The organism is Streptomyces sp. CB01373, assembly GCF_002803075.1.
Lineage (GTDB): Bacteria > Actinomycetota > Actinomycetes > Streptomycetales > Streptomycetaceae > Streptomyces.
In genome coordinates, this window is record NZ_NNBK01000001.1 from 586,334 (window position 1) to 608,468 (window position 22,135).

Annotated in this window: 17 protein-coding genes and 1 pseudogene; 9 read left to right on the plus strand and 9 right to left on the minus strand. The window is 72.4% G+C overall.

The features are described from left to right. The first annotated feature begins 224 nt into the window (after positions 1-224). Complete coding sequence (locus tag CG719_RS02240) at positions 225-1,301, plus strand: ParB/Srx family N-terminal domain-containing protein (RefSeq protein ID WP_100566725.1); 1,077 nt, start codon at positions 225-227, stop codon at positions 1,299-1,301. Between the two features lie 19 nt (positions 1,302-1,320). Here CG719_RS02240 and CG719_RS02245 read toward each other — a convergent pair whose 3' ends face one another. Together CG719_RS02245 and CG719_RS02250 are read right to left on the minus strand one after the other, a co-directional pair. Then, positions 1,321-2,385: a serine hydrolase domain-containing protein gene (locus CG719_RS02245; protein ID WP_234375373.1), complete on the minus strand. Its 1,065-nt coding sequence runs from the start codon at positions 2,383-2,385 to the stop codon at positions 1,321-1,323. A 331-nt stretch (positions 2,386-2,716) separates the two neighbouring features. Continuing rightward, positions 2,717-4,612: a CocE/NonD family hydrolase gene (locus tag CG719_RS02250; RefSeq protein WP_234375374.1), complete on the minus strand. Its 1,896-nt coding sequence runs from the start codon at positions 4,610-4,612 to the stop codon at positions 2,717-2,719. A gap of 581 nt (positions 4,613-5,193) precedes the next feature. Between CG719_RS02250 and CG719_RS02255 the strand changes: the two genes are divergently transcribed. The 3 genes from CG719_RS02255 (at position 5,194) to CG719_RS02265 (ending at position 10,383) form a co-directional block, all read left to right on the plus strand. Continuing rightward, positions 5,194-5,859: a GntR family transcriptional regulator gene (locus CG719_RS02255; RefSeq protein ID WP_100566727.1), complete on the plus strand. Its 666-nt coding sequence runs from the start codon at positions 5,194-5,196 to the stop codon at positions 5,857-5,859. A gap of 127 nt (positions 5,860-5,986) precedes the next feature. Continuing rightward, positions 5,987-7,279, plus strand: a complete 1,293-nt coding sequence (locus tag CG719_RS02260; RefSeq protein ID WP_100566728.1) for an MFS transporter — start codon at positions 5,987-5,989, stop codon at positions 7,277-7,279. A gap of 389 nt (positions 7,280-7,668) precedes the next feature. Continuing rightward, a complete protein-coding gene (locus CG719_RS02265) occupies positions 7,669-10,383 on the plus strand; it encodes an ATP-binding protein (protein WP_234375375.1) in 2,715 nt (904 codons plus the stop codon). Positions 10,384-10,408: 25 nt separating this feature from the next. Here CG719_RS02265 and CG719_RS02270 read toward each other — a convergent pair whose 3' ends face one another. Next, positions 10,409-11,050, minus strand: a complete 642-nt coding sequence (locus CG719_RS02270) for a response regulator transcription factor (protein WP_199836467.1) — start codon at positions 11,048-11,050, stop codon at positions 10,409-10,411. Continuing rightward, complete coding sequence (locus tag CG719_RS02275; RefSeq protein ID WP_100566729.1) at positions 11,047-13,002, minus strand: sensor histidine kinase; 1,956 nt, start codon at positions 13,000-13,002, stop codon at positions 11,047-11,049. Before CG719_RS02275 ends, CG719_RS02270 begins: the two co-directional genes overlap by 4 nt. Before the next feature lie 249 nt (positions 13,003-13,251). On the opposite strand from CG719_RS02275, the gene CG719_RS02280 reads away from it, so the two are divergent. Continuing rightward, entirely contained in the window at positions 13,252-13,602 is a 351-nt protein-coding gene (locus CG719_RS02280; protein WP_100566730.1) for a hypothetical protein, read from the plus strand. 40 nt (positions 13,603-13,642) lie between these two features. Beyond that, the gene (locus CG719_RS02285) at positions 13,643-14,374 is read left to right on the plus strand and encodes a hypothetical protein (protein ID WP_100566731.1); all 732 of its coding nucleotides are present in this window, start codon (positions 13,643-13,645) and stop codon (positions 14,372-14,374) included. A 20-nt stretch (positions 14,375-14,394) separates the two neighbouring features. Here the strand turns inward: CG719_RS02285 and CG719_RS02290 are convergent, their stop codons facing one another. The 5 genes from CG719_RS02290 to CG719_RS02315 are packed head-to-tail and all read right to left on the minus strand — an operon-like array spanning position 14,395 to position 19,733. Further along, positions 14,395-15,273 carry an STM4011 family radical SAM protein gene (locus CG719_RS02290; RefSeq protein WP_100566732.1) on the minus strand — a complete coding sequence of 293 codons (879 nt, stop codon included), beginning with the start codon at positions 15,271-15,273 and terminating at the stop codon, positions 14,395-14,397. A gap of 10 nt (positions 15,274-15,283) precedes the next feature. Next, complete coding sequence (locus CG719_RS02295) at positions 15,284-16,660, minus strand: STM4012 family radical SAM protein (protein ID WP_100566733.1); 1,377 nt, start codon at positions 16,658-16,660, stop codon at positions 15,284-15,286. Beyond that, on the minus strand, positions 16,657-17,463 hold the full coding sequence (locus CG719_RS02300) for an STM4013/SEN3800 family hydrolase (protein WP_199836484.1): 807 nt from the start codon (positions 17,461-17,463) through the stop codon (positions 16,657-16,659). The genes CG719_RS02295 and CG719_RS02300 overlap by 4 nt, the downstream gene beginning before the upstream one ends. 1 nt (position 17,464) lies before the next feature. After that, the gene (locus CG719_RS02310; protein WP_199836468.1) at positions 17,465-18,796 is read right to left on the minus strand and encodes an STM4014 family protein; all 1,332 of its coding nucleotides are present in this window, start codon (positions 18,794-18,796) and stop codon (positions 17,465-17,467) included. After that, positions 18,777-19,733: an STM4015 family protein gene (locus CG719_RS02315; RefSeq protein ID WP_100566735.1), complete on the minus strand. Its 957-nt coding sequence runs from the start codon at positions 19,731-19,733 to the stop codon at positions 18,777-18,779. Before CG719_RS02315 ends, CG719_RS02310 begins: the two co-directional genes overlap by 20 nt. 177 nt (positions 19,734-19,910) lie before the next feature. Here CG719_RS02315 and CG719_RS02320 point away from each other — a divergent pair, with 177 nt between their 5' ends. The 3 genes and pseudogenes from CG719_RS02320 to CG719_RS35260 form a co-directional block, all read left to right on the plus strand. After that, a complete protein-coding gene (locus CG719_RS02320; RefSeq protein ID WP_100566736.1) occupies positions 19,911-20,276 on the plus strand; it encodes a hypothetical protein in 366 nt (121 codons plus the stop codon). Positions 20,277-20,490: 214 nt separating this feature from the next. Next, entirely contained in the window at positions 20,491-21,492 is a 1,002-nt protein-coding gene (locus CG719_RS02325; RefSeq protein ID WP_100566780.1) for a DUF6745 domain-containing protein, read from the plus strand. 336 nt (positions 21,493-21,828) lie between these two features. Next, positions 21,829-22,135 (plus strand): annotated as a pseudogene (locus CG719_RS35260) (hypothetical protein); the annotation flags it as partial.

The following is a 22,135-nucleotide window of genomic DNA, read 5'->3' on the forward strand; positions in this document are numbered from 1 at the left end:
GTTGACATGCTCGCAACATCCTCGTGCTTGAGAAAATTTGAATCAGGTACGGCGGATCTTGAGTGGCGTGCGCGGAAACCGGCCAGGAAGTGCGGTACGGAAGCCGGTTGGCGGTGAATTGTTCACCTGCGGCTCGACCGGGCGTCACCGGGACGATCCGGTGCATTGGGCGATCGGCCACACGCTGGCCGTCGGCATTCCCCATATCGCAAGGAGCAGGTGTGATGCGCTTCGGATCTCCGTCCCGCCGGGCCTCGGCCCTCGGAGTGGCCCTCGCCGTCTCCGGGGCCGGCGTCGCCGCACTGGCGCCGTCCGCCGCGGCCGCACCCGGCGCTCCGGGAACCCGTCCGTCGTTCTGCGGCCACGACAACCGGAGCACGCCGTTCTCGCGGTACCTCTGCGCCCAGCCCGGTGACCTGCTCGACGTCCGCATCGGCGACGTGCACCCGACCCAGCCGTCGCTCGGCTACGACGAGGTGTACTACAAGCTGGGCCGCTACACCCTCGGCAAGGACGCGGTCAACAAGAAGTTCGACGACTGGTGCGAGGCCGACGGCCGGTCAGCCTCGGCAACCATTGCCAACGGAGCACGACTTGACGACCCGTCGTCGTTCACGTGCGAACTCCCTGTCGGGGCGGAGACGGCGGACAGCGTGGCCGCCATGAAGACCGTCGTCATCGGACCCGGCGGCGAACCGTTCCTCACCGACGGGCACCACACGCTCACCTCCTTCTACGAGACCCCCGACGGCGGGCCCGACCTGCACGTCCGGCTGCGGGTGCAGGCCAACCTGAGCGACCTGCCCCGCCAGGCCTTCTGGGACGAGATGAAGGCGCACAAGTGGGTGTACCTGCGCGATCCCGAGGGCAAGCAGGTCACCGTGAACAAGCTGCCCACCGGTGTGGGCCTGGCCAACTTCACCGACGACAGGTACCGCAGCCTGCTCTACTTCGGCCGCGACATCGGCTACGCGCAGAACGGACTGCCGTTCCAGGAGTTCTACTGGGGCAGCTGGGTCCGCGACGCCAAGCCGATCGACCTGGCCGGCTGGAGGCCGAACGACCTCGACGACTACCTCGCCACCGTCAGGTCCCTGACCGAGACGATGACGGCGCTGCCCAAGGGCACGGTCGTCGACAGCGGCTTCACCGCCGCCGAACTCGGCGCGCTGGACCGGTGGAACGACGGCAGCGCGGCCACCAAGGGCGAGTTCAACAAGCTGAGCAAGCCGTACTCCGACGCCAAGCCCGGCAAGCTCGCCTACACGCTGGAGTACAAGCGGCTGCACGGCCTGGGCTGACACGCCCCGCCGCCGGCTTTCAGGTGGTGCGGCACAGGGCGTGGTCGATGAGGTCGCGCAGTGCGTCTTCCTGACGGGCGGCGGTCCGCGGGTCCGCGGAGCGGCTGTGCGCGGAGACGGTGACAGTGCGTCGACCGTCCACGGTTGTCGCTGCTCGGATGACATATCCGAAGCCGCTCCCTCCGTGCCCGAGGTAGCCGCCGCCGCAGGACAGAGGTGTGGAGAACAGGCCCAGGCCGTCCCGGGTGCCTTCCGGGTGGTCGCTGTCCTGCGGCACCGGCACGGTGTTCCGCATGGCAGCGAGTTCGGCGGGCTTCAGCAGCTGTCCACTTGCCAGGGCAATGAAGAAGTGGTTGAGGTCGCGGGCCGTTCCGGTCATCGAGCCGTCGGCCCCGCTGTCGAAGGGACGGTAGGGGATCGTGGTGTCGACCATCGGGCCGTCCACGGTGAACTGCTGATAGTCGGCCGTGTGCGGATACGGAAGGAAGGGCCGGGTGCCGGGGGTGTCGGTCTGCCGCAGGCCGAGCGGACGCAGGATGCGGTCGTGGACCTGCTGTTCCCAGGTGCGGCCCGTGATCTTCTTGATGATCATTCCGGCGAGCACGTAGTTCGTGTTGGAGTACGCCCAGCGGGTGCCTGCCGGGAAGGCGGGTTCATGGCGCATCGCCAGGTCCACCAGCTCTTCGGGCGTGTAGGCACGCCACCGGTTGGCGAAGTAGGTCCGGGTACTGGGGTCCGGGAAGACGTCGTAGATGTAGTCGGACAGGCCACTGGTGTGCCGCAGTAGGTCACGGACGGTGATGGTCCGGCCGTCGTTGCCGGCACCGGACACGACCCCGGGCAGCACCTGTTCCACTGTCTGGTCGAGGGAGATCCGCTTTTCGCCCACCAGTTGCATCATGACGGTGGCGACGAACGTCTTGGTGATACTGCCCAGACGCAGGTAGCCGTCTTTCGGAACCGGGCGGCGAGTGACCAGGTCCCCCACTCCGGAGCGGGCCGTGACCGTCCCGCGCGGGGTTTCCAGGCGGACCGCCACCCCGGTGACCCCGGTGTCCCGCAGCGCGTCGGCGTCACGCTGCACAGACCAAGCGGTGCCGGACGAGCCCGGCGTGGCCGAAGCCGCGACGGACGGCAGGGATGACACAGCCAGTGCCAGCACCACAGCTGATAACCACGAACGACGAAGGATCATGACCCGAGGCTAGGAACAGCAAGGGTCATCAGCCATCCGGCATACGCCCCGTTCCGAACGGGTGCCGGTCGGATGGACATCACGCCGGGCACCCAGCACAACCACTGGCCTTCCTGTCTGTTTCCCGCACCGTCGCGTGACTCGCGTACGCGCGCTTTGATACGCCAACGAGGGCCCCAACCGCAGTGGTTGGGACCCTCGTCAGGTGTCGCGGCTCGGCTCAGAGGTGGTTGCCGGGGGTCACCGTGAACGACGCGGGACCGGCGGGCAGGTTCACCGTGTACTGGCGCAGGTAGGTGTCCAGGAACGGCGAACGGGCACCGGCGGTGGCGGTGTCACGGGCCGGGTCGTCCAGGGCCAGCCTGAGCTGCGCGCCCTTGACGTCGATCGTCTGGCCGGACGGCGTGGCACGCCACGAGCCGGTCTGGATGGAGCCGATCTCCACGGCCAGGACGTGATCCGCGGCCAGGGTCCAGTCGGTCGCCTTCAGATCGACGCTCATGCGGCCCGAACGCAGCACGGAGACCTGCTCGTCGAACATGACGGCCTTGCCGTTCGGGGCGACGTCGTACAGCTTGAGCATGACGTTGCCCTCACCCTTGGCGGTCAGGGAGAGCTGCGGAGTGCCGGTGAGGCGCACCGACTGTCCGACCGGCTGCGACCACACGAAGAAGCTCGAGGTGACCTTGCCGTCCTTCTGCTGCTTCGCAAGACCACGGGCGAGACCCTGGGGAGCGGCCTGCTCGGTCGCGGGCGCGTTCTCCATGTCCCACTTGCCGTCGGACGGCTTGCCGAGCGTCTGCGGCGTCGTCTCGCCGGACGCGGCCAGGGCCGCGCGGCCGGAGGCGCCGCCGTCGTCCAGGTACGAGCCGTTGCCGAGCGGGAGCGTGACGGACCGCTTCACGACCGGCCAGGTGTCCTGGGCCCGCCAGGCGCCGGTGGAGTCCTCCACGGAGTAGGCCGGGTACTTGACCTTCGGCTTGATGTCCTTGAGGTACTCGTCGTAGTAGGAGAGGGTCTCGTCGTACCAGCCCTCGCGGCCCATGGAGAGGCGCCCGTTACTGGTGCGGTCGCCGCCGCGCACGTGCTCCCACTGGCCGAGCCAACCGCGCTCGGGGCCCACGTGGTTGTCGAGGTACTCCTGCATCTCCTCGGGCTTGGTGTTGTTCTCGATGAAGCCCTGGGTGACGAACAGCGGGGTCTTGGTGCCCTTGGCCATCTTCGCCAGGTCACGGTCGGTCCAGTGCTTGTCCCACTGGTCCGCGATCTTGTACCCGGCCGAGTTCTGGGTGAGGCACTCCGGGTGGGTCTTCTCCCACTGGGCGTTGGCCAGGTAGTGCGGGTCGTCGTCCGCCATCTGGGCGAGCGTGGCGATGGAGTTGTAGGCGTTGGCGGTGCCGGTGACGTTCGGGCGGGGCACTCCGTTGGAGTAGATGTACTGGTACATGTCCCACACCGGCTCCTGGGCGACGACGGCCTTGAGGGCCTTCTGGCTCAGGTTGTTGCCGATCAGGCCCGTGACGGCGTCGTACGACTTCCCGTACATGCCGACCGCGCCCGTGCTCCACGGCTGCTTCGCCGCCCAGTCGATCGCCGCCTTGACGTCGGCCTGCTCGCCGGGGCCGCCCCAGTCCAGGCAGCCGGTGGAGCCGCCGAAGCCGCGCAGGTCCACCATGACGAAGGCGTAACCCTGGGCGAACAGGTCGGTGCCCTCTATGAAGTCCTGGAAGCGGGACGAAGGGCCGGTGTGCTTCCAGCCCTCGGGATCGGTCTGTCCGGAGTGCCCGAAGTAGGGGCCGACCGACAGGATGACGGGCACCTTCGCGCCCGGGGCCAGGCCCTCGGGCAGCAGGACGTCGGCGTGCAGTTCGGTCTCCGAGCCGTCCGAGGACGGGAAGTAGTGCTGCGTCCAGAGCGAGCCCTTCGGGACTCGGTCGTTCTCCTCGTGGGTGACCGCGTCGGTCGCGGTGGCGACCGACGCCGTCCGGCTCTGCTCCGCGGCGGGCTGGTCCGCGGCGCCGGGCGCCGCGGTGGCGGGGCCTGCGAGCGTGGCGGTCAACGCGAAGGTGGTGACGAGGGCCGAGGCGGTCGCGACGGCCGTACGACGTCTGTTCACTTGCTGCTCCCGGAGTGTCTGGTACGGGGCGGTGCAGGTGGTGCGGTGGAGCACGGCCTCTGACCCACCGTCAGAGCGGCGAAGAGCGGACGCATCCATACGGAAAACCGGATCGCTGGAGCGGGCCGAGGCCGTCGGCGTCGGACTCTATGATCACCGTTGAAACGAGTCAACGGGTCTGCGCGTTCTGCGTGTTTCGGATGTGGCACGGACCGGTCCGGCGGCCCGTGGGCACGTGTACGTGTCGCAGTGCGGCACGGTGTTCCCGTGCTCCCGCCGATTCCCCGCGCGAGTTCGCGGGGCTCGCTTCCTCTTCGTCGCCGCGGTCATCCCGTTGCTGCGCCCGGTCGGGAACGCCGCCCGGCGGGTGGCCGGCAGCACGCGAGAAGGCCGCCCCGCTCGGCGGGGCGGCCCGGCGGCGGATCGGGGGCATGACCGTCCGGCAGGGCGTGGCCTTCTTCCTGTGCCGCCCCCGGCTGATCGCGCCCGCCGGCGTGACCTGATCGTCGCCGGGTTTTCGCGCCGCGGCCGGATCGATCCCTTGTATCCAAGCTTGTATCTATGTTTGCTACGGTTGAGATATGCCCACCGCCCCAGCCGCCTCCGCCGCCGCCCGTGTACCGGCCGCGGAGCGTGCGTACGACCTGACCAAAGAGCTCATCATCGGCGGGCGGCTCCCCGGCGGGAGCCTCATCAGCGAGGGTGAGATCGCCGAACGCACCTCACTCAGCAGGACCCCCGTCCGCGAGGCGTTCCTCCGCCTCCAGGCCGAGGGGCTGCTGCAGCTCTTCCCCAAGCGCGGAGCCGTGGTGGTACCGGTCGGGCCGGGCGAGGCCGAGGACGTTCTGGAACTGCGCGAGGCGCTGGAAAGCAGCGCCGTGCGCCGCATCGCCCGCCGCGCCGGACCGCTCACCGACCTTGTGAACCGGCTGTCCGGCCTGATCGACGTCCAGCGGGAGCACGCCGGCCGGGCCGACGTCGCGGGCTTCGCGGAGGCGGACGAGGCGTTCCACCACGCCATCGTGGCGGCCTCCGGCAACGATCTCGCCGAGCGTTTCTACGGGACGTTGCGCGACCGCCAGCGGCGCATGGCCGTGCAGCTCCTCCAGCCGCAGCCGGGCCGCCTGGCTCCGCTGATCGGCGAGCACACCCTGCTCGTGGAGCGGATCGCCGACCGTGACGACGCGGGGTTCGCCGGCGCCCTGCGGGCCCATCTGGACGCCCACCGCGGCGCGACCGGCCTCTGACCCCGCCCGGGGCCGGCCTCGGGAACAGAGACCAGCGAAATCCGGGACGAGTCGCCCGAAGGCACCCCGGCAGTACCCCCTGGATCTCCGGGGGACAGCACGTGAGCAAGCAAGGAGCAGCACCGCCATGAGCACCACCCGGTGGCCGACCGGCCGTCCCGCCGTACCGTCCGGCAGGGGCAGGCCGTGGCTGCCGGCGGCGGCTGCCATGTTCTGCTCCGGGTGGGGCGGCAACCAGTTCACCCCGCTGCTGCTGATGTACCGCCGCCTCGGCGGCTACTCCGCGGTCACGGTCGACGCCTTTCTCGCCGCCTACGTCCTCGGACTCGTGCCCGGACTGCTGGTGGGCGGGGCCGCCTCGGACCGCCACGGACGCCGTCCGCTGATGACCGCCGCGACCGCGGCGTCGCTCGCGGCCAGCGCCGTCCTGTGCGGGGGAGTGGCCGGACAGATCCCCGTCTACGTCGGCCGCTTCCTCAGCGGCCTGGCCGTCGGCATCGCGATGGCGGTCGGCACCAGCTGGGTCAAGGAGCTCTCCCAGACACCGCACGACCCGGCGGCCGACGCCGGCGCGGGGGCGCGGCGCGCCTCCCTCTCGCTGACCCTCGGCTTCGGCCTCGGCGCCGGGGTGGCCGGCGCGCTGGCCCAGTGGGGCCCCTGGCCGATGATCACGCCGTACCTGGTGCACGTCCTGGTCACCGTGCCCACGCTGTTCCTGCTGGCGCGCGCCGTGGAGACCCGTACCCGGCCGACCGTCGTCCGCAGTCTGTGGGCCGACCTCAAGGTCCCCGCCGCCGGACACCGCCGCTTCCTGCGCGTGGTGCTTCCGATGGCGCCGTGGGTCTTCGGCTCGGCCGCCGTCGCCTACGCGGTCACCCCCCAGCTGGTCGGCGACCGGATCGGGAACTGGGCCCTGGCCTACGCCACCCTGCTGACCGTCTGCACCCTCGGCACCGGGGCGCTGGTCCAGCCCTTCGCCAAGCGCCTGGACTCGCTCGACTCGGCACGCGGCATCATCGTCTCGATGATCCTCATGGCCTGCGGCATGGCCGTCTGCGCGGGGGACGCGGCCGTCCGCTCGCCCTGGCTCGGCCTCGGCGGAGCCGTCCTGCTGGGGGCCGCCTACGGCATCGGGGTCGTCTCGGGCCTGCTGGAGATCCAGCGGATCGTCACCCCGGACGACACGGCCGGCATCACCGGCGTCTACTACGCCCTGTGCTACTCGGGCTTCCTGCTGCCCGCCGTCCTGGCGGCCCTGTCCGCGCTGGCGTCGTACACCGTGATGCTCGCCGTCCTCACCCTCCTCGCCCTGACCAGCCTCGCGGTGATCACCACCTCCTCCCGGCGGACCACCCCCGCCCTCGCCCCGGCCGGGACCGGCCCCACCGAGCCCTGCCCGGCCGAGGCTGCGGCCCGCTGAGCCGGGCGTTCCCGCTGAGTCCTGGCCGGCCGAGGTTCCGGTCCGTTGAGTCGAGCCCCCGGCCAGCCGGTACGGGCGGCTGCGTTCCCGCTCGACCCCCAGCACTTTCGGACACCGGCAGATCCTCACTCCACCGCCAGGACCTCGGCCGACAAGGCACCCGCGGCCTCGGCCGGCGACGTGGCGGCCCCCGCGGACGCGCTGTTTCCGAACGCCCGGACACATGACGGAGCGTCAGCTCCGGGCGTGAGTACCCTTTCGCCGCCGCCCGCAACCAATTCGCACGCAACTGTGCAGTCTGCGTGTGCGTTTCGCTAGGCTTCCCGGCATACCGGCAGATCAGGGGTAACGGAGTGTCGGAACGGCAGCGCACCGAGAGGACCACCATCGTGGACGGACGCGATCGGCTGGGGAAGCCCCTGTACGAGCGCGAGAACGAGGTGACCGCCGCTCAGAAAGCGGTGGACGGGATCTGTGCGGGCGAGGGGAACGGCGAAGGCAGGCGGGGCGGGCTGCTGTTCTTCAGCGCCGCCGCCGGACTGGGCAAGACGACCGTACTGGCCGAGATCCGCCGCATGGCCGCGGCCCGCGGCTGCACCGTGCTGTCCGCCCGGGGCAGCGAGCAGGAGCACACCGTCCCCTTCCACGTCGTACGCCAGTTGCTCCAGCCCGTCCTCGCGGCCTGCACCGAGCCCGAGCGCCGCGACATCTTCGGCGGCTGGTACGAGATCGCCGGACCGGCCGTCGGCCTGTTCGCCCAGAAGACCGACACCGCCGGCCCGGACCCGCAGGGCGTCCGGGACGGACTTGACTGGGTCGTCACCCAGGTGGCCGTGCGCCGCGCACCGGTCGTGATGGTCCTCGACGACGCCCACTGGGGCGACCTGGAGTCCCTCGCCTGGCTCGCCGCCTTCGCGGTGCGGGCACGGGAACTTCCCATCCTGGTGGTCATCGGCTACCGCCCGGACGAGGTGCCCGCCGAGGCGCAGGCGTTCCGCGAACTGGTCGACGGCCGCAGCGCACGCCCGATCCCGCTGCACGCCCTCAGCCCGGAGGCGGTGGCCGGACTGGTGCGGCGCTCGCTCGGAGTGGAGGCCGACGACGTCTTCTGCCGCGAGTGCTGGCTGGTCACCGGCGGCAACCCCTACGAGGCCGTCGAGCTGATCGCCAGGGTCCAGGACCGTGGCCTCGCCCCGGACGCGGAATCGGCCTCCCTGCTCGGCGAACTCGCCGCGAGCGCACGGGGCACCGGTCTGATCAAGCGCCTGGAGAGGCTCGGCCACGCCGCCGTCCGGCTCGCCTGGGCCGCCGCGGTGCTCGGCACCGAGATCTCCGCGGAACTGGCCGCGACCGTGGCCGGACTGCCCCCGGCCGAGGCGCAGGCCGCCGTGGACCGGCTGCGGGTCGCCCGCATCCTCACCGGCACCCGCACCCTCGAGTTCATCCACCCGCTCATCGCCACCGCCGTGTACCAGGCCATCCCGCCCACCACGCGCACCGCCCTGCACGGTCAGGCCGCCTGGGCTGTCGCCGACGCCGGCCTGGGCATCACCGCCGCCGCCCGGCACCTGCTGGAGACCCACCCCGAGGGAGACCCCAACACCGTCCGGCAACTGCGCGCCGCCGCCCGCGAGAACCTCCGTCTGGGCGCGCCCGACGCGGCCCGGCGCTGCCTGGAACGCGCGCTGCGCGAACCTCCCGCGCCCGAGGACCGCGCGGGCGTCCTCCACGAACTCGGCTGCTCCGCCCTGCTCACCGCCCCCGCCACCACGGTCAACCACCTCACCGCCGCGCTGGAACAGCCCTTCCTGGACCCCGAGTTGCGGGAGAACGCCACCTTCCGGCTGGCCCAGGTCTTCGCGCACAACGACGAACTCGCCAAGGCGGCCGCCGTCGCGGGCGCCGAAGTGGCCCGGTCCGCGTCCCCGCGGGCACGGCTGCGCATGCAGGTCGCGCACTACCTGTGGCTGGTCTTCGACGCCCACGAGGAGCAGGCGTCCGACCGCTCCCGCCGGCTCGCACGGCTCGTCGAGGACCTGCCCGGCGAGGCCATCGAGGAGCGGGCCCTGCTGTGCATCCGCACCTGGGACGCCATGCTGCGCGGGGAGCCGGCCACGGACACCCTGGACGTCGCCCGGCGCGCCATGGGCCTCAGCTACACCGACCCGGACTGGGGCTTCGAACTGCCGAGCGTGGCCGCGCTCAGCTACATGTACGCCGACGAGTGCGACCGCGCGGAGGAACTGTTCAGTTCGGCCATCGCCGAGTGCGAGCAGGTCGGCTGGAGCGGCGCCCACCTCTCCTTCGGCTTCACCCTCCTCGGCCTGGTCCGGCTCCGGCGCGGGATGCTCGTCAAGGCGGAGGAGTGCGCCCGTGAGGGAGTGCGCCTGGCCGAGCGGGTCGGCGACCGGGTGCCCGCCCGGTGGTACGCGGTGGGGCTGCTGGTGGACGTCCTGCTCTCCCGGGGCCGCGTGGAGGAGGCGCTGCGGGTCGCCAGGACGTACGACTTCGCGCCCCCGTACCTGAACGCCGTGGTCTTCCCGGACTCCCAGACGGTCTACGGGCGGCTGCTTCTCGCCCGTGGCCTGCGCAAGGAGGCCGAGGCACAACTCACCGCCGCCGGGGCGCGGCTGGATGCCAAGGGCATCGTCAACCCGACCTGGTGCCCCTGGGCGGGACACCTCGCCCTCGCCGTCGTCGAGGAGGACCCCGCGGGCGCCCGCGCCCTCACGGCGAAGATGCTGCGGCGGGCCGAGCGCTACGGCACGCCCACCGCCATCGGTGAGGCGCTGAGCTTCAGCGCGGCAGTGGCCGAGGACGGGCAGTCGCTGCCCCTGCGCGAGCGCGCGGTGGAGATACTGCGCCGATCGCCCAGTCGGCACGCGTACGCGGAGGCCCTGATCGACCTCGGCGCGGAACTCGGCCGCGGTGGCGCCACGGACCGGGCGTCCGAGCTTCTGCACGAGGGCGTCGAGCTGGCGGAGGAGTGCGGTGCCGACCGCCTCGCCGACCGGGGCCGCGCCGAGGCGGCCGGGGCGAGACTGCGGCTCAACGGGACACGCCCGTTGGCGCGACGCGGCGCGAGCGCCGCGGAACAGAGCTGAACCGGACCGGAGGAGGGGGGAGTTCTCAGCGAGGGCGGCCCAGACCGGCGTCGCGTGCCCGGACGATGGCCTGGCTGCGCTGGGTGAGGTGCAGTTTGGCGAGGATCGCCGAGACGTTGTTCGCCACGGTCTTGCCGGACAGATGCAGGCGCCGCCCGATCTCGGCGTTGGACAGCCCGGCCGCGAGATGGTCGAGGATCTCCCGCTCCCGCGCGGTGAGTTCGGGGAACGGGCCGTCCTGCGGCGGCGGCGACACGAACCACGTACGCAGCCGCCCCGCCAGTGCCGCGCCGAACACCGGCTGCCCTGCCGCGGCGGCGTGGATGGCGGCGACGATGTCCGCTCCGTCGGCCCCCTTGACGAGATAGCCGAGCGCACCGGCCTGGACGGCGGCGAAGACCGTCGCGTCGTCCTCGAACATCGTCAGGACCAGCACGGCCGCGTCCGGCACCCGGGTCCGGATCTGCCGGGTGGCCTCGATGCCGTGCAGTCCCGGCAGTTGCAGGTCCATCACGACGACGTCGGGCAGCAGCTCGACGGCCCTGCGGACGGCTTCGAGGCCGTCCCCGGCCTCACCGGCCACCTCGATGCCGCCGACGGCGTCGAGGACCGCGCGCATCCCCTGGCGCACCAGGGGATGGTCGTCGGCGAGCAGTACACGGATCATGGCGTCTCCGGGAGCGGGAACCAGGCGGTGACGGCGCCGCCTTCGGGACCGGGGCCTGCCTGACAGCGTCCGCCCAGTTCCGCGGCGCGTTCGCGCATCGCGGTGACGCCGACCCCGGGCAGCCACGGACCGCCGGACGTACCGTCGTCGCCCACCCGCAGCACCAACTCGCGTGCGGAGGCGTCCAGGTGTACGCGGCACCGCCGTCCGTCGCTGTGCCGCACCGCGTTCGTGATCGCCTCGACGGCGGTGCGGTAGACGGCGACCTCCACCGCCGCGGGCAGGCCGGGCAGTTCGCCCGCCTCGACGGTGACCCGCAGCGGCGAGCCCGCCGTGAGCCGGTCTGCCTGCGAGCGCAGCGCCGCGGCCAGCCCGAGGTCGTCGAGGCTGGGCGGGCGCAGCCCGTGCACCACCTTGCGCAGGTCCGCCAGCGCCTGGGCGGCGGCCTCGCGGGCCGCGGCGATGTGGGTGTCCGCCGCGGACGGGTCGGTCTCCAGCCGTGCGCGGGCCGCGTCCAGGGTGAGGCCGACGGCGGTGAGCACCGGACCCAGGCCGTCGTGCAGTTCGCGGCGCAGTCGCCGCCGCTCCTCCTCCCGCGCGGAGACCAGGCGCTGCTGCGACCGCAGCAGCTCGGCGGTGAGGGTCCGGGTGTGCAGGGCCAGACCGAGCTGACCGGCGAGGTCCGAGAGCAGGGCGCGGTCGCGGTCGTCGAAGCCCTCCTCGCCGCGTCGCGCCGACGCCACCAGGAAGCCCTCGACCTGGCCTTCGTACGGCAGAGGCCGGCGTTCCAGCGGCTCGACCGGTGTGCCGTAGGACGCGACGCGGGTACCGTCGGCGCGTTCGACGGCCACGTACGGCAGCCGCAGCGCGGACGCCGCTGCGTGGGCGAACGAGCCGAGCGCGTCGCCGCCCGGGACGGCGTTGAGCCGCTGCCCGAGGTCCCGCAGCGTCCGGTACGGATCCTGGCGGCCACCGTAGAAGAGGTGGTCCACCAGGTGCTGCGTGCGGTCGCGCAGCGGCACGAAGGACAGTGCCACGGCCGCGGCGGCGACCGGGGCCGCCACCTGCCGGGAGACCACGCGGGTGGCCAGCCCCGTCAGCACGGCGAACCCGATGACCAGGGCGGCGGTGATCGCGCCGTACACGAGGGAACGGCGCAGGACCGTGTCGATGGACCACAGCCGGTAGCGCAGCACCGGAACGGCCAGGGTCAGGACGAACACGACCGTGTCGACGCTGTCCGTGAGCGAAGGCAGTTGCTCGGTGACGGCGAGCGGAAACAGCGCCAGCGCCACGACCACGCCCACCGCCCGCCACTTGAGCTGCTGGCGGGCGACACCCTCGGCCCGCGCGAACCGGACCACGACGCCGATGCCCGCGATCAGGCCGAGCAGCACCACCACGGGCGCCAGGAGAGTCGCCGCGTCGGCGATCCGGCCGACCACGCTCCCGCCGGTGAGCGGGTGGGACAGCTCGGTCACGCCGTTCCCGGCGTCCCGCAGGGTCGTGCCGCCGAGCAGCCCGCCCACCATCACCAGCACGGTGCAGGCGATGATCACCTTCTCGAAGACCGCGCTCCACCGCCCGGCCGGCCGTCCCGACGGGAAGCGGATGTTGATCAGACCCTGCACGGCGACCGGCGCGAAGGCGAGGGTCCCGGCGGTCAGCCCCCAGCGCGCCGGGACACCGCGGTCGCCGTCCAGGACGGCCGCGTACGCCGGCGGCAGGACCAGCACCCGCACGACGACCAGCACGGCCGCCCCGGCGAGCAGCCACCCGAACGGCAGGTCCGGACGGCGGTCGATGAGCAGGGCCCCCGCCACCCCGTAGGCGATCATCGTGACCAGCGGCTCCACGAAGGCCGGGGACCCACCGGAGTCCGCCATCGGCCGCCCCGTGGCCATCCACCACAGCACGAAGCCCACCCCGACGAGGACAGCCGCCAGCGTCACGGCGGCCCATCGGCTGCCGTCCCGGGTCCGGTGTCCGCGCGAAGTGTCGATGCGTCGAGTATCCCGATCCGTGCCCGGCGTCATCAACGGCCGTAGTTCCCGGAGCCGCGGGAAACCTTCCCGGTCCGCCCGGGAATCGGGGCGTCCCGCGCCGGACGCGACCGCGCCGGCGCGGGAAGGCGAACCCTGGGCCGGGGATCCCGGCGAGCCCGACGCTGGTCTGGCCAACGCCGCATCCAGGAGGCCGCCATGAGGACCGTCCGCTGCTCCGCCGCCGTCGCGACCCTCGCCATGTCGCTGCTCAATCTGCCGATCGCCCTCGACGACGGGGGAAACGGCATCCCCGCCCCGGCCGCCTGGCTGATCAGCCTGCTCGGCGTCGTCGGCGTCGTCACCGCGATCGCTCTGCTCCGCTCCGCCGCCTGGGCCGCGCCCGCCGTGGTCACCGTCGGCGCGCTCAACCTGGTCGGCGCGGTCGTCGCCCTCCTCCGGAGCTGGGACGGCGCCCTCATCGGCCTCGTCCTCAGCGCGGCCGGCACCGGCCTGGCCCTCGCGTACGTCGTGGCGGGCGGGTCGGCGAAAACACCGCAGGCGAGCTGACCCACTCTCACCCTTCCCGTACCGGAACGGAGGTTCCATCATGCAGCCCGACACCGCCCCCGACACCGGCAGCCGGCCGACCCCGACGCGGCCGCCGAAGCCGCTGAAAGACATGCGAGGGTTCTGGCGCGTCCTGCTCGCCGTCGTCGCCCCGCTGCCGATGACCGGCATGGGGCTCAGCTACATCCTCAGCCCCGTCGACGGAGGCACGTCCTTCGAGGACACCGTGACCGCCTACACCGGGCACCTCGACCAGGCCCGCGTCACCCAGTACCTCGGTGTACCGTTCCTGGTCCTGCTGATCCCGGCGACGTTCGCCGTGATCTGGGTGTCCCGCCGGGGCGCGCCCCGGCTCACCACCGCCGGCGCGCTCCTCGCACTCCTCGGTCAACTGGCCGGATTCCCCCTGAACCAGGGCGGCGACCTGCTCGCGTACATGACGGCGAAGCGCGGCCTCGACGTGCCGACCGTGGCCGCGCTGCAGAGGGCCCTGGAGGAGGACCCGTTGGCCCTGACGGGCGGCCTGCTGTTCATCATCGGCATCGTCGTCGGTCTGCTGCTGCTCGGCCTCGCCCTGTGGCGCAGCGGCGCCGCGCCGGCCTGGGCGGGCATCGCCCTGGCCCTCGGCGGCTTCACCCATCCCTTCATGCCGGGGCACATCGCGGCCGGCATCGGCCTGCTCGTCGCCGCGGCCGGCTTCGCCGGGGCCGGCTGGGCACTCCTGCGCATGAGCGACGACGACTTCGACCGAGCACCCGGCCGCCCCGCCTGACGACGCCCGGGGGCTGCCCGCTACCGGGGCGTCGGTATCAGGCGCTGCACCGCGGGCGGCGTTGCCGGGATCCGTTCCAGGACGCCGCCCGCGAACACGTCGTACAGGGGCAGCGTCTCCAGGTGCACGTAGCCGATGTGGCAGTCGCACACGGCCAGCGGGCACGGGCGGGGGCTCAGGGCCCGCCGGTAGGAGCCGTCGTACAGGTTGCCCAGCTCCGAGCGGACGAAGTGGCAGCGGCGCACCGTGCCCTCGCCGTCCACCGATATGACCGACTCTCCCGTACGGCAGGGCAGGCCCGCGCTGCGGTGCGGGTGGCGGCTGTACGGGAAGAGCGGGTCCAGGGCCGTCCACCGGTCGGCCTCGGCGTCGGTGTAGGTGTGGCCCTCGGCGGCGTTGACCCACAGGTACACGTGGTCGGGAAGGTCGGCGCGCAGCCGGCGCGCCTGCTCCAGGTGCTCGGGAAGGCCGACGACGCCGACGCTGTGCCGGACACCGCGCGCGGCCAGGTCGTGGCACTTGGCCAGGAAGCGGTCGTACGGAGTCTGCCCGGGGTGGAAGGTGCACCACAGGGCGAGGGAGTCCAGGTCGGCGGTGTCCAGCCAGTCGGTACGGCAACTGAGATTGGTCTGGATCGCCACCCGCCGGATGTGCGGGAGCCGGCTCAACTCCGCGAGCGTACGCCGGTACCAGGACCGCACGAGGCCCTCGCCCCACGGAGTGAACAGGAGGGAGAGCCGGTCGTCGCGCTGCGCCGCCGCCCAGGTGGCGAAACGCTCCAGCGCGGCGCGGTCCGCGGTGAGTTGACCGCGGCTGTCCCGGCGCTTGGCGAAGGGGCAGTAGGGGCAGTCGTAGTCGCACGACGCCAGCGGGCCGCGGTAGAGGATCGTCAGGTCCATGCGTGCTCCGTCACTTCGGTTCGTACGCGGCCATGCGTTCGCGCACCGCGGTGGAGAACAACTCGGGCCCCAGCGCGTCGGAGTGGGCGAGCCCCTCCGGGGACAGCCGCAGCAGCTCCGGGCCCGCGGAGCCGTCCAGCCAGCCCCGCTCGCGGAACCGGTCCAGCTCGGTGGCGAAGTCGTCGCCGGGCGCGCTGCCGAAACGTGCCCGGTAGTCCGCGACGGGCATGCCCTCGGCCTGGAGCAGGGACTGGAGCAGATGGCGGCGCCGGGACTCGTCAGCGGTCATCTCCCAGCCGAAGTCCGCGTGTCGGAAGTCGTCGGCAGCGCGTGCCGTGTAGTCGTCGATGATCCCGCGTATGCGATGCATGTCGACGGCGTAGTCGAAGGAGTAGTGCAGCGTGGAGGTGTACGAGCGGGAGCCGCAGCCGAGGCCCACCATGCCGTCGCTCTGGCACGCGTAGTCCTCGCCGCCGGTGGCGGGGGCGTCCGCGCGGCGGAACATCCGCATCGACACCTGCTGGTAGCCCCGCGCGAGCAGGTGGTCGCGGCCGTGGCGGTACAGCCGCAGCCGCTGCTCGTCCCAGTCGGCGTCACCGCCGGGCGCCGAGCCGCGGTGCCGGCCGAGACCGGTGAGCGGCCGCACGTAGAGGGGGTAGAGGTACAGCTCCTCCGGCCGCCAGGCGAGGGCGGCGTCGAGGGAACGGGTCCAGGACTGCTCGGTCTGGCCGTCGATGCCGTAGATCAGGTCGATGTTGAGGACGGGGATGCCTGCGTCGCGGATCCGGGCGAGGGCCGCTTCGACGTCGGCCCGGCGCTGGGGGCGTACGGCCGTCCGCGCCTCGGAGTCGACGAAGCTCTGCACGCCCAGGCTCAGCCGCGTGGTGCCGCGGGCGGCCAGCACCGCCAGCCGGTCGGCGGTCGCCGTGGCGGGCGAGGCCTCCACCGACAGCGGGATCGCGGCGAGGTCGGCGCCCAGACCGTGCTCGGCCAGATCGCACAGCCGCTCCAGCTCGGCCGCCTCGAGGAACGTCGGAGTGCCGCCGCCGAAAGCCGCGTTGGCGTACCGCGCCCCGTCCCCCAGCGCCTCGCGCACCGCGCCCGCCTGCCGTTCCATCGCGTCCAGGTAGGCCGTGGTCAGGCCGTCCGGTGCCCCGATCCGGGTGAAGAGATTGCAGAAGCCGCAGCGGACCTCGCAGAACGGGATGTGGAAGTAGAGCGAGAGCGCGTCCTTGGGCTCGTCCGCCCACAGCGCGCGCAGGGAGGCCCGCTCCCGGGCGAGGGGGCGGTACGCGGTCTTGTGCGGATACGCGTAGACGTACTGCTGGTACGGGCGGACGGCGCTGGGCGCGACCACCGCTTCGGCGCTGGTGACGGTCACGGTCATCGGTCTCCGTCGACGAGGAAGTGGGCGTAGGGCACGGTCCATACGACGTCATGGCCGATGCGGTGGCCGCTGTAGCCGTCCTCGCCGTAGGCCGTGCCGTGGTCGGAGCAGACGACGGCGAAGCACGGCCGGCGGCCGGCGACGGCGGCCAGCAGCCGTCCCATGTGCCGGTCGACGTACTCGAGCGCCGCGGTGTGGGTGGCCCGCGTGTCACCCGCCTCGCGGGTGGCCCCGGGGAGGTGGAACCAGTTGGGCTGATGCAGGGCCGACACGTTCATGAAGAGGAACAGCCGTTGATCCTGGGGGAGTTCCGCGACGACTCGCTCCGCGCAGTCCACCTGGGCCTCGAACGACGTGGGTGAGGTCACCCCGAACTCCGGCCGCCAGTGGCTCTCCTGGAACATCCCCGGCAGGACGGAGCCCAGCGGACCCTGCTTGTTGAAGAAACCCACGCCGCCGATGCACACGGTGCGGTAGCCCACCGCGGCCAGGCCCGAGACCAGGTCGGGGGTGTCGTAGACGAAGGTGCCGTTCGCGGTGGTCTCACTGCCCGCGAAACAGGCCGCGAAGAGCCGAGGATGCGGACCCGGCGCGGCCGGCGTGGGCAGGAAGCCCGCGAACATCGCCTGGTGGGAGGCGTAGGTGAAGCTGCCGGGGGCGTGCCGGCGCTCCCAGGCGCCGCCTGGCAGATGCCGGGCGAGATTCGGAATGCGTCCGGCCGCCGCCAACTCCTGTGCCACGTCGTAGCGGAGGGTGTCGAGTGTGACGAACAGGATGTCGCGGCTTCCCACGATGTCGTTCATGTCAAGCGCTGGGGTCATGGTGGTGCTCCTTGCGTTGTGCTCGCCGTGCCGGGGCCGGTGCGGTGGCCGGTGCGGTGGCCGGTGCGGGTGTCCGTCCGGCGGCCTGTGCGGCGTCTGGTGCGTCGGTCCGTGCGGCGTCCCGTATGACGGCTGGTGCGGGGGCCGTTGCCGAGGTCCGTGTGGTCGGCGCCTCGGTCCCTGCGGCCGCCCGCACGACGGCCGGTGCGGCCGCGACCTGTGCGGCGTAGGTGTCCAGGCCCTCGGCGCCACTGCCCGGCAGGCCGGTGAGGCGGGGCAGGAGATCCCCGAAGGTGTTCACCTCGCCGACCGTGAAGCGGCGCCAGGCCGTCGCCGGCAGGACGTCCACGCCGACGCACAGGGTGCCCGGGAAGCACGCGGCCGCCCGTTCGGCCACGTCCAGCATGTCCGTGAAACGGCCTCCCGCGGTCCGGATCGCCGCGCGTACCGCGTCCAGGTCGCCACGGGCGCCACCGAGGTGCAGATTCGTCATGGGATGCGGGCTGGTCCGTACCACCGCATGCGTGGCGCGCCCTGCCACCACGACCACCCGCAGGTCGGTGGCCCGGCCGCCCTGCGAGGCCTTCGGCAGCCACCGCTCGACATGGAGCCCGTCCGGGGCCAGCGCGTCGACGAGGGCGGCGACCTCTGGCTCCGTGGTGTAGTGGCGCACCCGGAGGGAGTTGTGGAGGCGGCCGTCGGCCGTGGTCTCCACGGAGGTCGTCGCCCTGACCCGGCCCGGACCCGCCAGCGTCAGCGCCACGACACCGGAGGCCGACGACCCGTGCGCCGGCTTCACGAACGCACGTGAGATCCGGGCCGCCTTCAGTTGCTCCCGGAGACCGTCCGGCCCGGACCAGCCACCGACCGGACCCGTCAGGGCCGGAGGCACCGGCACGCCCGCGGCGGCGAGCCGGGCATGGCAGCGCCGCTTGTCGAACATGACCGCGATGTCCTCCGGGTCGGCGGCGGTCACCGCGCCCGCGTGCCGCGCCGCGGCGGTCAGCTCCCGGACCGCGGCGGTGAACCGGCGGTGCCACAGAGCCGTCCCCTCGACCCGGGTGGGGTCGTCGGTGTCCCGCAGCAACCGGTCGACCTCGGCGTCCTCGCCGGGGGAGTCGATCCGCACCAACTCACCCCGCGAGAAGGCATACCGTCCATGCAGCACGTCCCGCCACGCCAGCACGCGGGGTGCCGGATGGCCGGCCGCGCGAACGGCGTCGGCGAACATCGTCGTCCGCCGGTTCTCGGGATTGCCGACGACGGCGAACCGCAGGCCGCCGGCGGGCGCCGGGCTACTCGGAGACCGCGACATACCGCCACTCCTGGTCTCCCCAGCTGTCCGGCGTCTGGTGGTCCGAAACGTCCACCTCGGTACCGCTGGAGCCGAAGGCCTCGCGGATCCGATCGGCCATGGACTCGCTCAGGAAGTGGTGGTGCAGGTCGAGCCGGGTCAGATGGCTGAGCGGCTGCCCGCCGAGCAGCGAGGCCGCGCCGTCGTCGGTGAGCGCGCCCAGCGACAGGTCGAGCGACGTCAGCTGGGCGACGACGGGAGCCCCGGCGACGGCGGCGGCGACCTCGTCCTGGATCTCACTGTTGCGCAGGCCGAGATGGCGCAGCGCCGGGAAACGTCCCCCGGCCAGGATCGGGGCGAGATCGGCGACCCCCGAGTCGCCGCCGTATGCCTCCACGCCGAGCCACATGTCGAGGTGCTCCAGGGCGGGGAACTCGCCGGCTGCGACACCGCGTACGACCTCGCCGGGCAGACCGCCGGCCTCGAAGCGGAGCCTGCGCAGGTGCTCGTGGCGGACCGCCGGGAAACGCAGCCCCGTGCCGCCGCGGATCCCGAACTCCTCCAGCAGCGGATACGCGTCGAGGACCGGCGTGACATCGGACTGCTCGATCCAGGAGATCTCCGACTCCTCCATCTCCAGGTCCCCGATGAACACGGCCCGGAGCGCGGTCAGCCGGTCACGGGCGTCCACGAGACGCCGCACGATGCTGCTGGAGTCGTTTTCGTACGCCTCACCCCACTGGCCCACGATGATGGCCCGCACCCCGGCGGGATCGACGGAGTCGAGGAAGCGGTCCCACAGCTCACCGAAGTTCTCCTGCGGCGGGTCCGCGTACGGCTCGACGGCCAGCCACCAGGCCGCGGCGCCCGCCTCCGGCAGCTCCCGCTTCCCCGCGAACTGCGCGAAGTCGAAGGCCGGGAGGCCGTGCAGTTCCTTCAGATGCTCGACGTGGGACATGACGCTGGCCTCCTGGGGCTCTCACGCATTGCGTTGTTCGCGAAGAGTTGTACCAAGCGGCTCTGACATCGGCGGTCCCGGGCCGGGCCGGAAGCTGCGATGTGAGGCGTTGTCAGACCCCCCGCGTAGCGTCGTGGACATCGGTCGGTGAGGTGCCGACGGGGAAGGGAGACCTGTATGTACCGGCAGGGGGATGTTCTGATCGTGCCCGTGGCGGAGGCGGCCGTGCCGCCGGGCACGCACCGGCTGCCGCACCAGCCGAGGGACGCGCGGGGGAGGCTCGTCCTGGCTCTCGGCGAGGTCACCGGACACGCTCACGCGGTGATCGGACCGGGGACGCTGGTCAGGGAGGCGGGACCGTTCGGCGCGTCCTACCTTCATCTCCCGGACGGTGGACGGGTGGTGCACGAGGAGCACGCGGCGATATCGCTGCCCAAGGGCTGGTACCGCGTGGTGCGGCAGCGGGAGTACGCGCCCGGCGCGGTGCGCGTCGTGGCCGACTGGGACAGCGCACTGAAGTGGCGCACCGAAGCGGCGCGCTGAAGCGGCACGTAGAGACAGCGGATTGAGGCGGCGCGTTCGGACAGCGCCGTGAGACGGCCGGACCGGGACAGCGAAGAGCGGAACGATGACGACACCGACGAAAACCGTGAGCGAGACCGCGCAGGACACCGCGCAGGACACCGCGCAGGACACCGCGCACGAGACCGTGCTCGACACCACGCGCGAGATGACCGTGCAGGTGGACACGACGGCGATGTGGCGCGAGGTGGCGGCGGCGACCCGCCCCGCCGACCGCCCGGCGGCCGAGGAGGGCGTGCGCCTGGCCTACCGGCTGGCGGGTCTGCCGGAGCCGGAGCACATCATCTGGGCGGGCTCGCCCAGCGAGGGCGTGGCGGTGGCCACGCGGCTCACGGCAGAGGGCACGGCCGGCCGCACCGTCCGCGACGCGGTGCGCACCCGGCCCTGGGCGGCCGCGCGGAAGCGCGTCCTCGACCGGCTGGGACCGGCCGGCTGGGCCGCGCACTGGGCTCTGACGGGCGCCCAACTGTGGGACGGCACGGTCGCGCTGACCGAACGCATACGCACCGGCGTGGTCGAGGCCTCGACCACCGCGCCCGAGGACGAGCAGGCCGTCCGGCTCGTCCTGCTCGACGCGGTCCTCGGCCAGCACGACGCGGCCTGGCTGGCGGCCTTCGACGGCCAGGACGGCGCGGAGGCACTCGACGGAATCGCCGCGGTCGCCCGCGCCGCGGGCTGGTGGTGGCCGTACGAGAGAGCCGCGGTCGTCTGCGAACGCCCCGTGGAGCTGCACCGGGACGAGGCCGGCCGGCTCGACCGCGGGGACGGACCGGCGCTCGCCTTCCCCGACGGGTTCGCGCTGCACGCCTGGCGCGGTATGCCGATACCCGCCGAATTCCTTGCCCAACTTGGAGAGTTGACCCCGGAGCGCATACGCGAGGAGGAGAACGCCGAGCTGCGCCGCGTGATGCTGGAGCACTACGGCTACGAGCGCTACCTGGAGGATTCCGGCGCCGAACCCGTGCAGCGCGACAAGGCGGGCGTGCTGTGGCGCATCGAATTGGAGGGTGACGAGCCGCTGGTGATGGTCGAGGTGGTCAACTCCACTCCGGAGCCCGACGGCACCCACCGCACGTACTGGCTGCGGGTTCCGCCGAGCACCCGGACCGCCCGACAGGGAGTCGCCTGGACCTTCGGTCTCGAGGAGGCCGACTACGTGCCGGAGAGGGAGACCTGAGCCCCGGGTCGGCACGGTTGGAGAGTACGACGCCGGTCCTGTCCAGGGCCCAACGTCCCCCGCACCCGGGGACGTTGGGGCATTTGCCCCTAATGCCATACTGACCTGCGGTTTCAGCGGACGGATCGTCCCTTGTTCCCGTCGTATCCCCCCACCGTTCCTCACACTGTTCTTCAGGAGCCCGCCCATGCCTCGACCCATCCGCCGGCTTCCCGGCAGCGCACCGGACCGCCCGGCCCGGCGCGCTCCGGCCCCGGCCGTCGCCCCGGGTGCGACCGGACCGGACGCCATGCGGCTGACCGCCGTCGGACGTGCGGCACGGAGGGGACGCTGATCATGAGCGCGGAAGACGGCAACTACCACGCACTCCTCGCCCGGCACGACGCGATGCGACTACGCCGGCAGATGCTCTCCTCCGGAGCTTTCCCAGGCGCGGGCGGCGGCAGCGGCACCGGCCTCCGCGGTCCGGCCGGGCAGCCGTACGACGGGGTCGCCGACCAGCGGACGATCACGCGCGATCTGGATCTGGTGGCCCCGTTCGAAGAACTGATCGCCCACCTCTATCAGGCACTGTTCACCCGGCACCGTTCCTATGGACTGAGCGGGAGTGAGTCCTGGTGTCAGGGCTCGTGCTCAGCCGTGT

What these genes read in the sequence shown, in the direction of transcription:
- CG719_RS02240 (WP_100566725.1), top strand. Translation starts at nt 225, where the DNA reads ATGCGCTTCGGATCTCCGTCCCGCCGGGCCTCGGCCCTCGGAGTGGCC.
- CG719_RS02255 (WP_100566727.1), top strand. Translation starts at nt 5,194, where the DNA reads ATGCCCACCGCCCCAGCCGCCTCCGCCGCCGCCCGTGTACCGGCCGCG.
- CG719_RS02260 (WP_100566728.1), top strand. Translation starts at nt 5,987, where the DNA reads ATGAGCACCACCCGGTGGCCGACCGGCCGTCCCGCCGTACCGTCCGGC.
- CG719_RS02270 (WP_199836467.1), bottom strand. Translation starts at nt 11,050, where the DNA reads ATGATCCGTGTACTGCTCGCCGACGACCATCCCCTGGTGCGCCAGGGG.
- CG719_RS02280 (WP_100566730.1), top strand. Translation starts at nt 13,252, where the DNA reads ATGAGGACCGTCCGCTGCTCCGCCGCCGTCGCGACCCTCGCCATGTCG.
- CG719_RS02285 (WP_100566731.1), top strand. Translation starts at nt 13,643, where the DNA reads ATGCAGCCCGACACCGCCCCCGACACCGGCAGCCGGCCGACCCCGACG.
- CG719_RS02290 (WP_100566732.1), bottom strand. Translation starts at nt 15,273, where the DNA reads ATGGACCTGACGATCCTCTACCGCGGCCCGCTGGCGTCGTGCGACTAC.
- CG719_RS02295 (WP_100566733.1), bottom strand. Translation starts at nt 16,660, where the DNA reads ATGACCGTGACCGTCACCAGCGCCGAAGCGGTGGTCGCGCCCAGCGCC.
- CG719_RS02300 (WP_199836484.1), bottom strand. Translation starts at nt 17,463, where the DNA reads ATGAACGACATCGTGGGAAGCCGCGACATCCTGTTCGTCACACTCGAC.
- CG719_RS02310 (WP_199836468.1), bottom strand. Translation starts at nt 18,796, where the DNA reads ATGTCGCGGTCTCCGAGTAGCCCGGCGCCCGCCGGCGGCCTGCGGTTC.
- CG719_RS02315 (WP_100566735.1), bottom strand. Translation starts at nt 19,733, where the DNA reads ATGTCCCACGTCGAGCATCTGAAGGAACTGCACGGCCTCCCGGCCTTC.
- CG719_RS02320 (WP_100566736.1), top strand. Translation starts at nt 19,911, where the DNA reads ATGTACCGGCAGGGGGATGTTCTGATCGTGCCCGTGGCGGAGGCGGCC.
- CG719_RS02325 (WP_100566780.1), top strand. Translation starts at nt 20,491, where the DNA reads ATGTGGCGCGAGGTGGCGGCGGCGACCCGCCCCGCCGACCGCCCGGCG.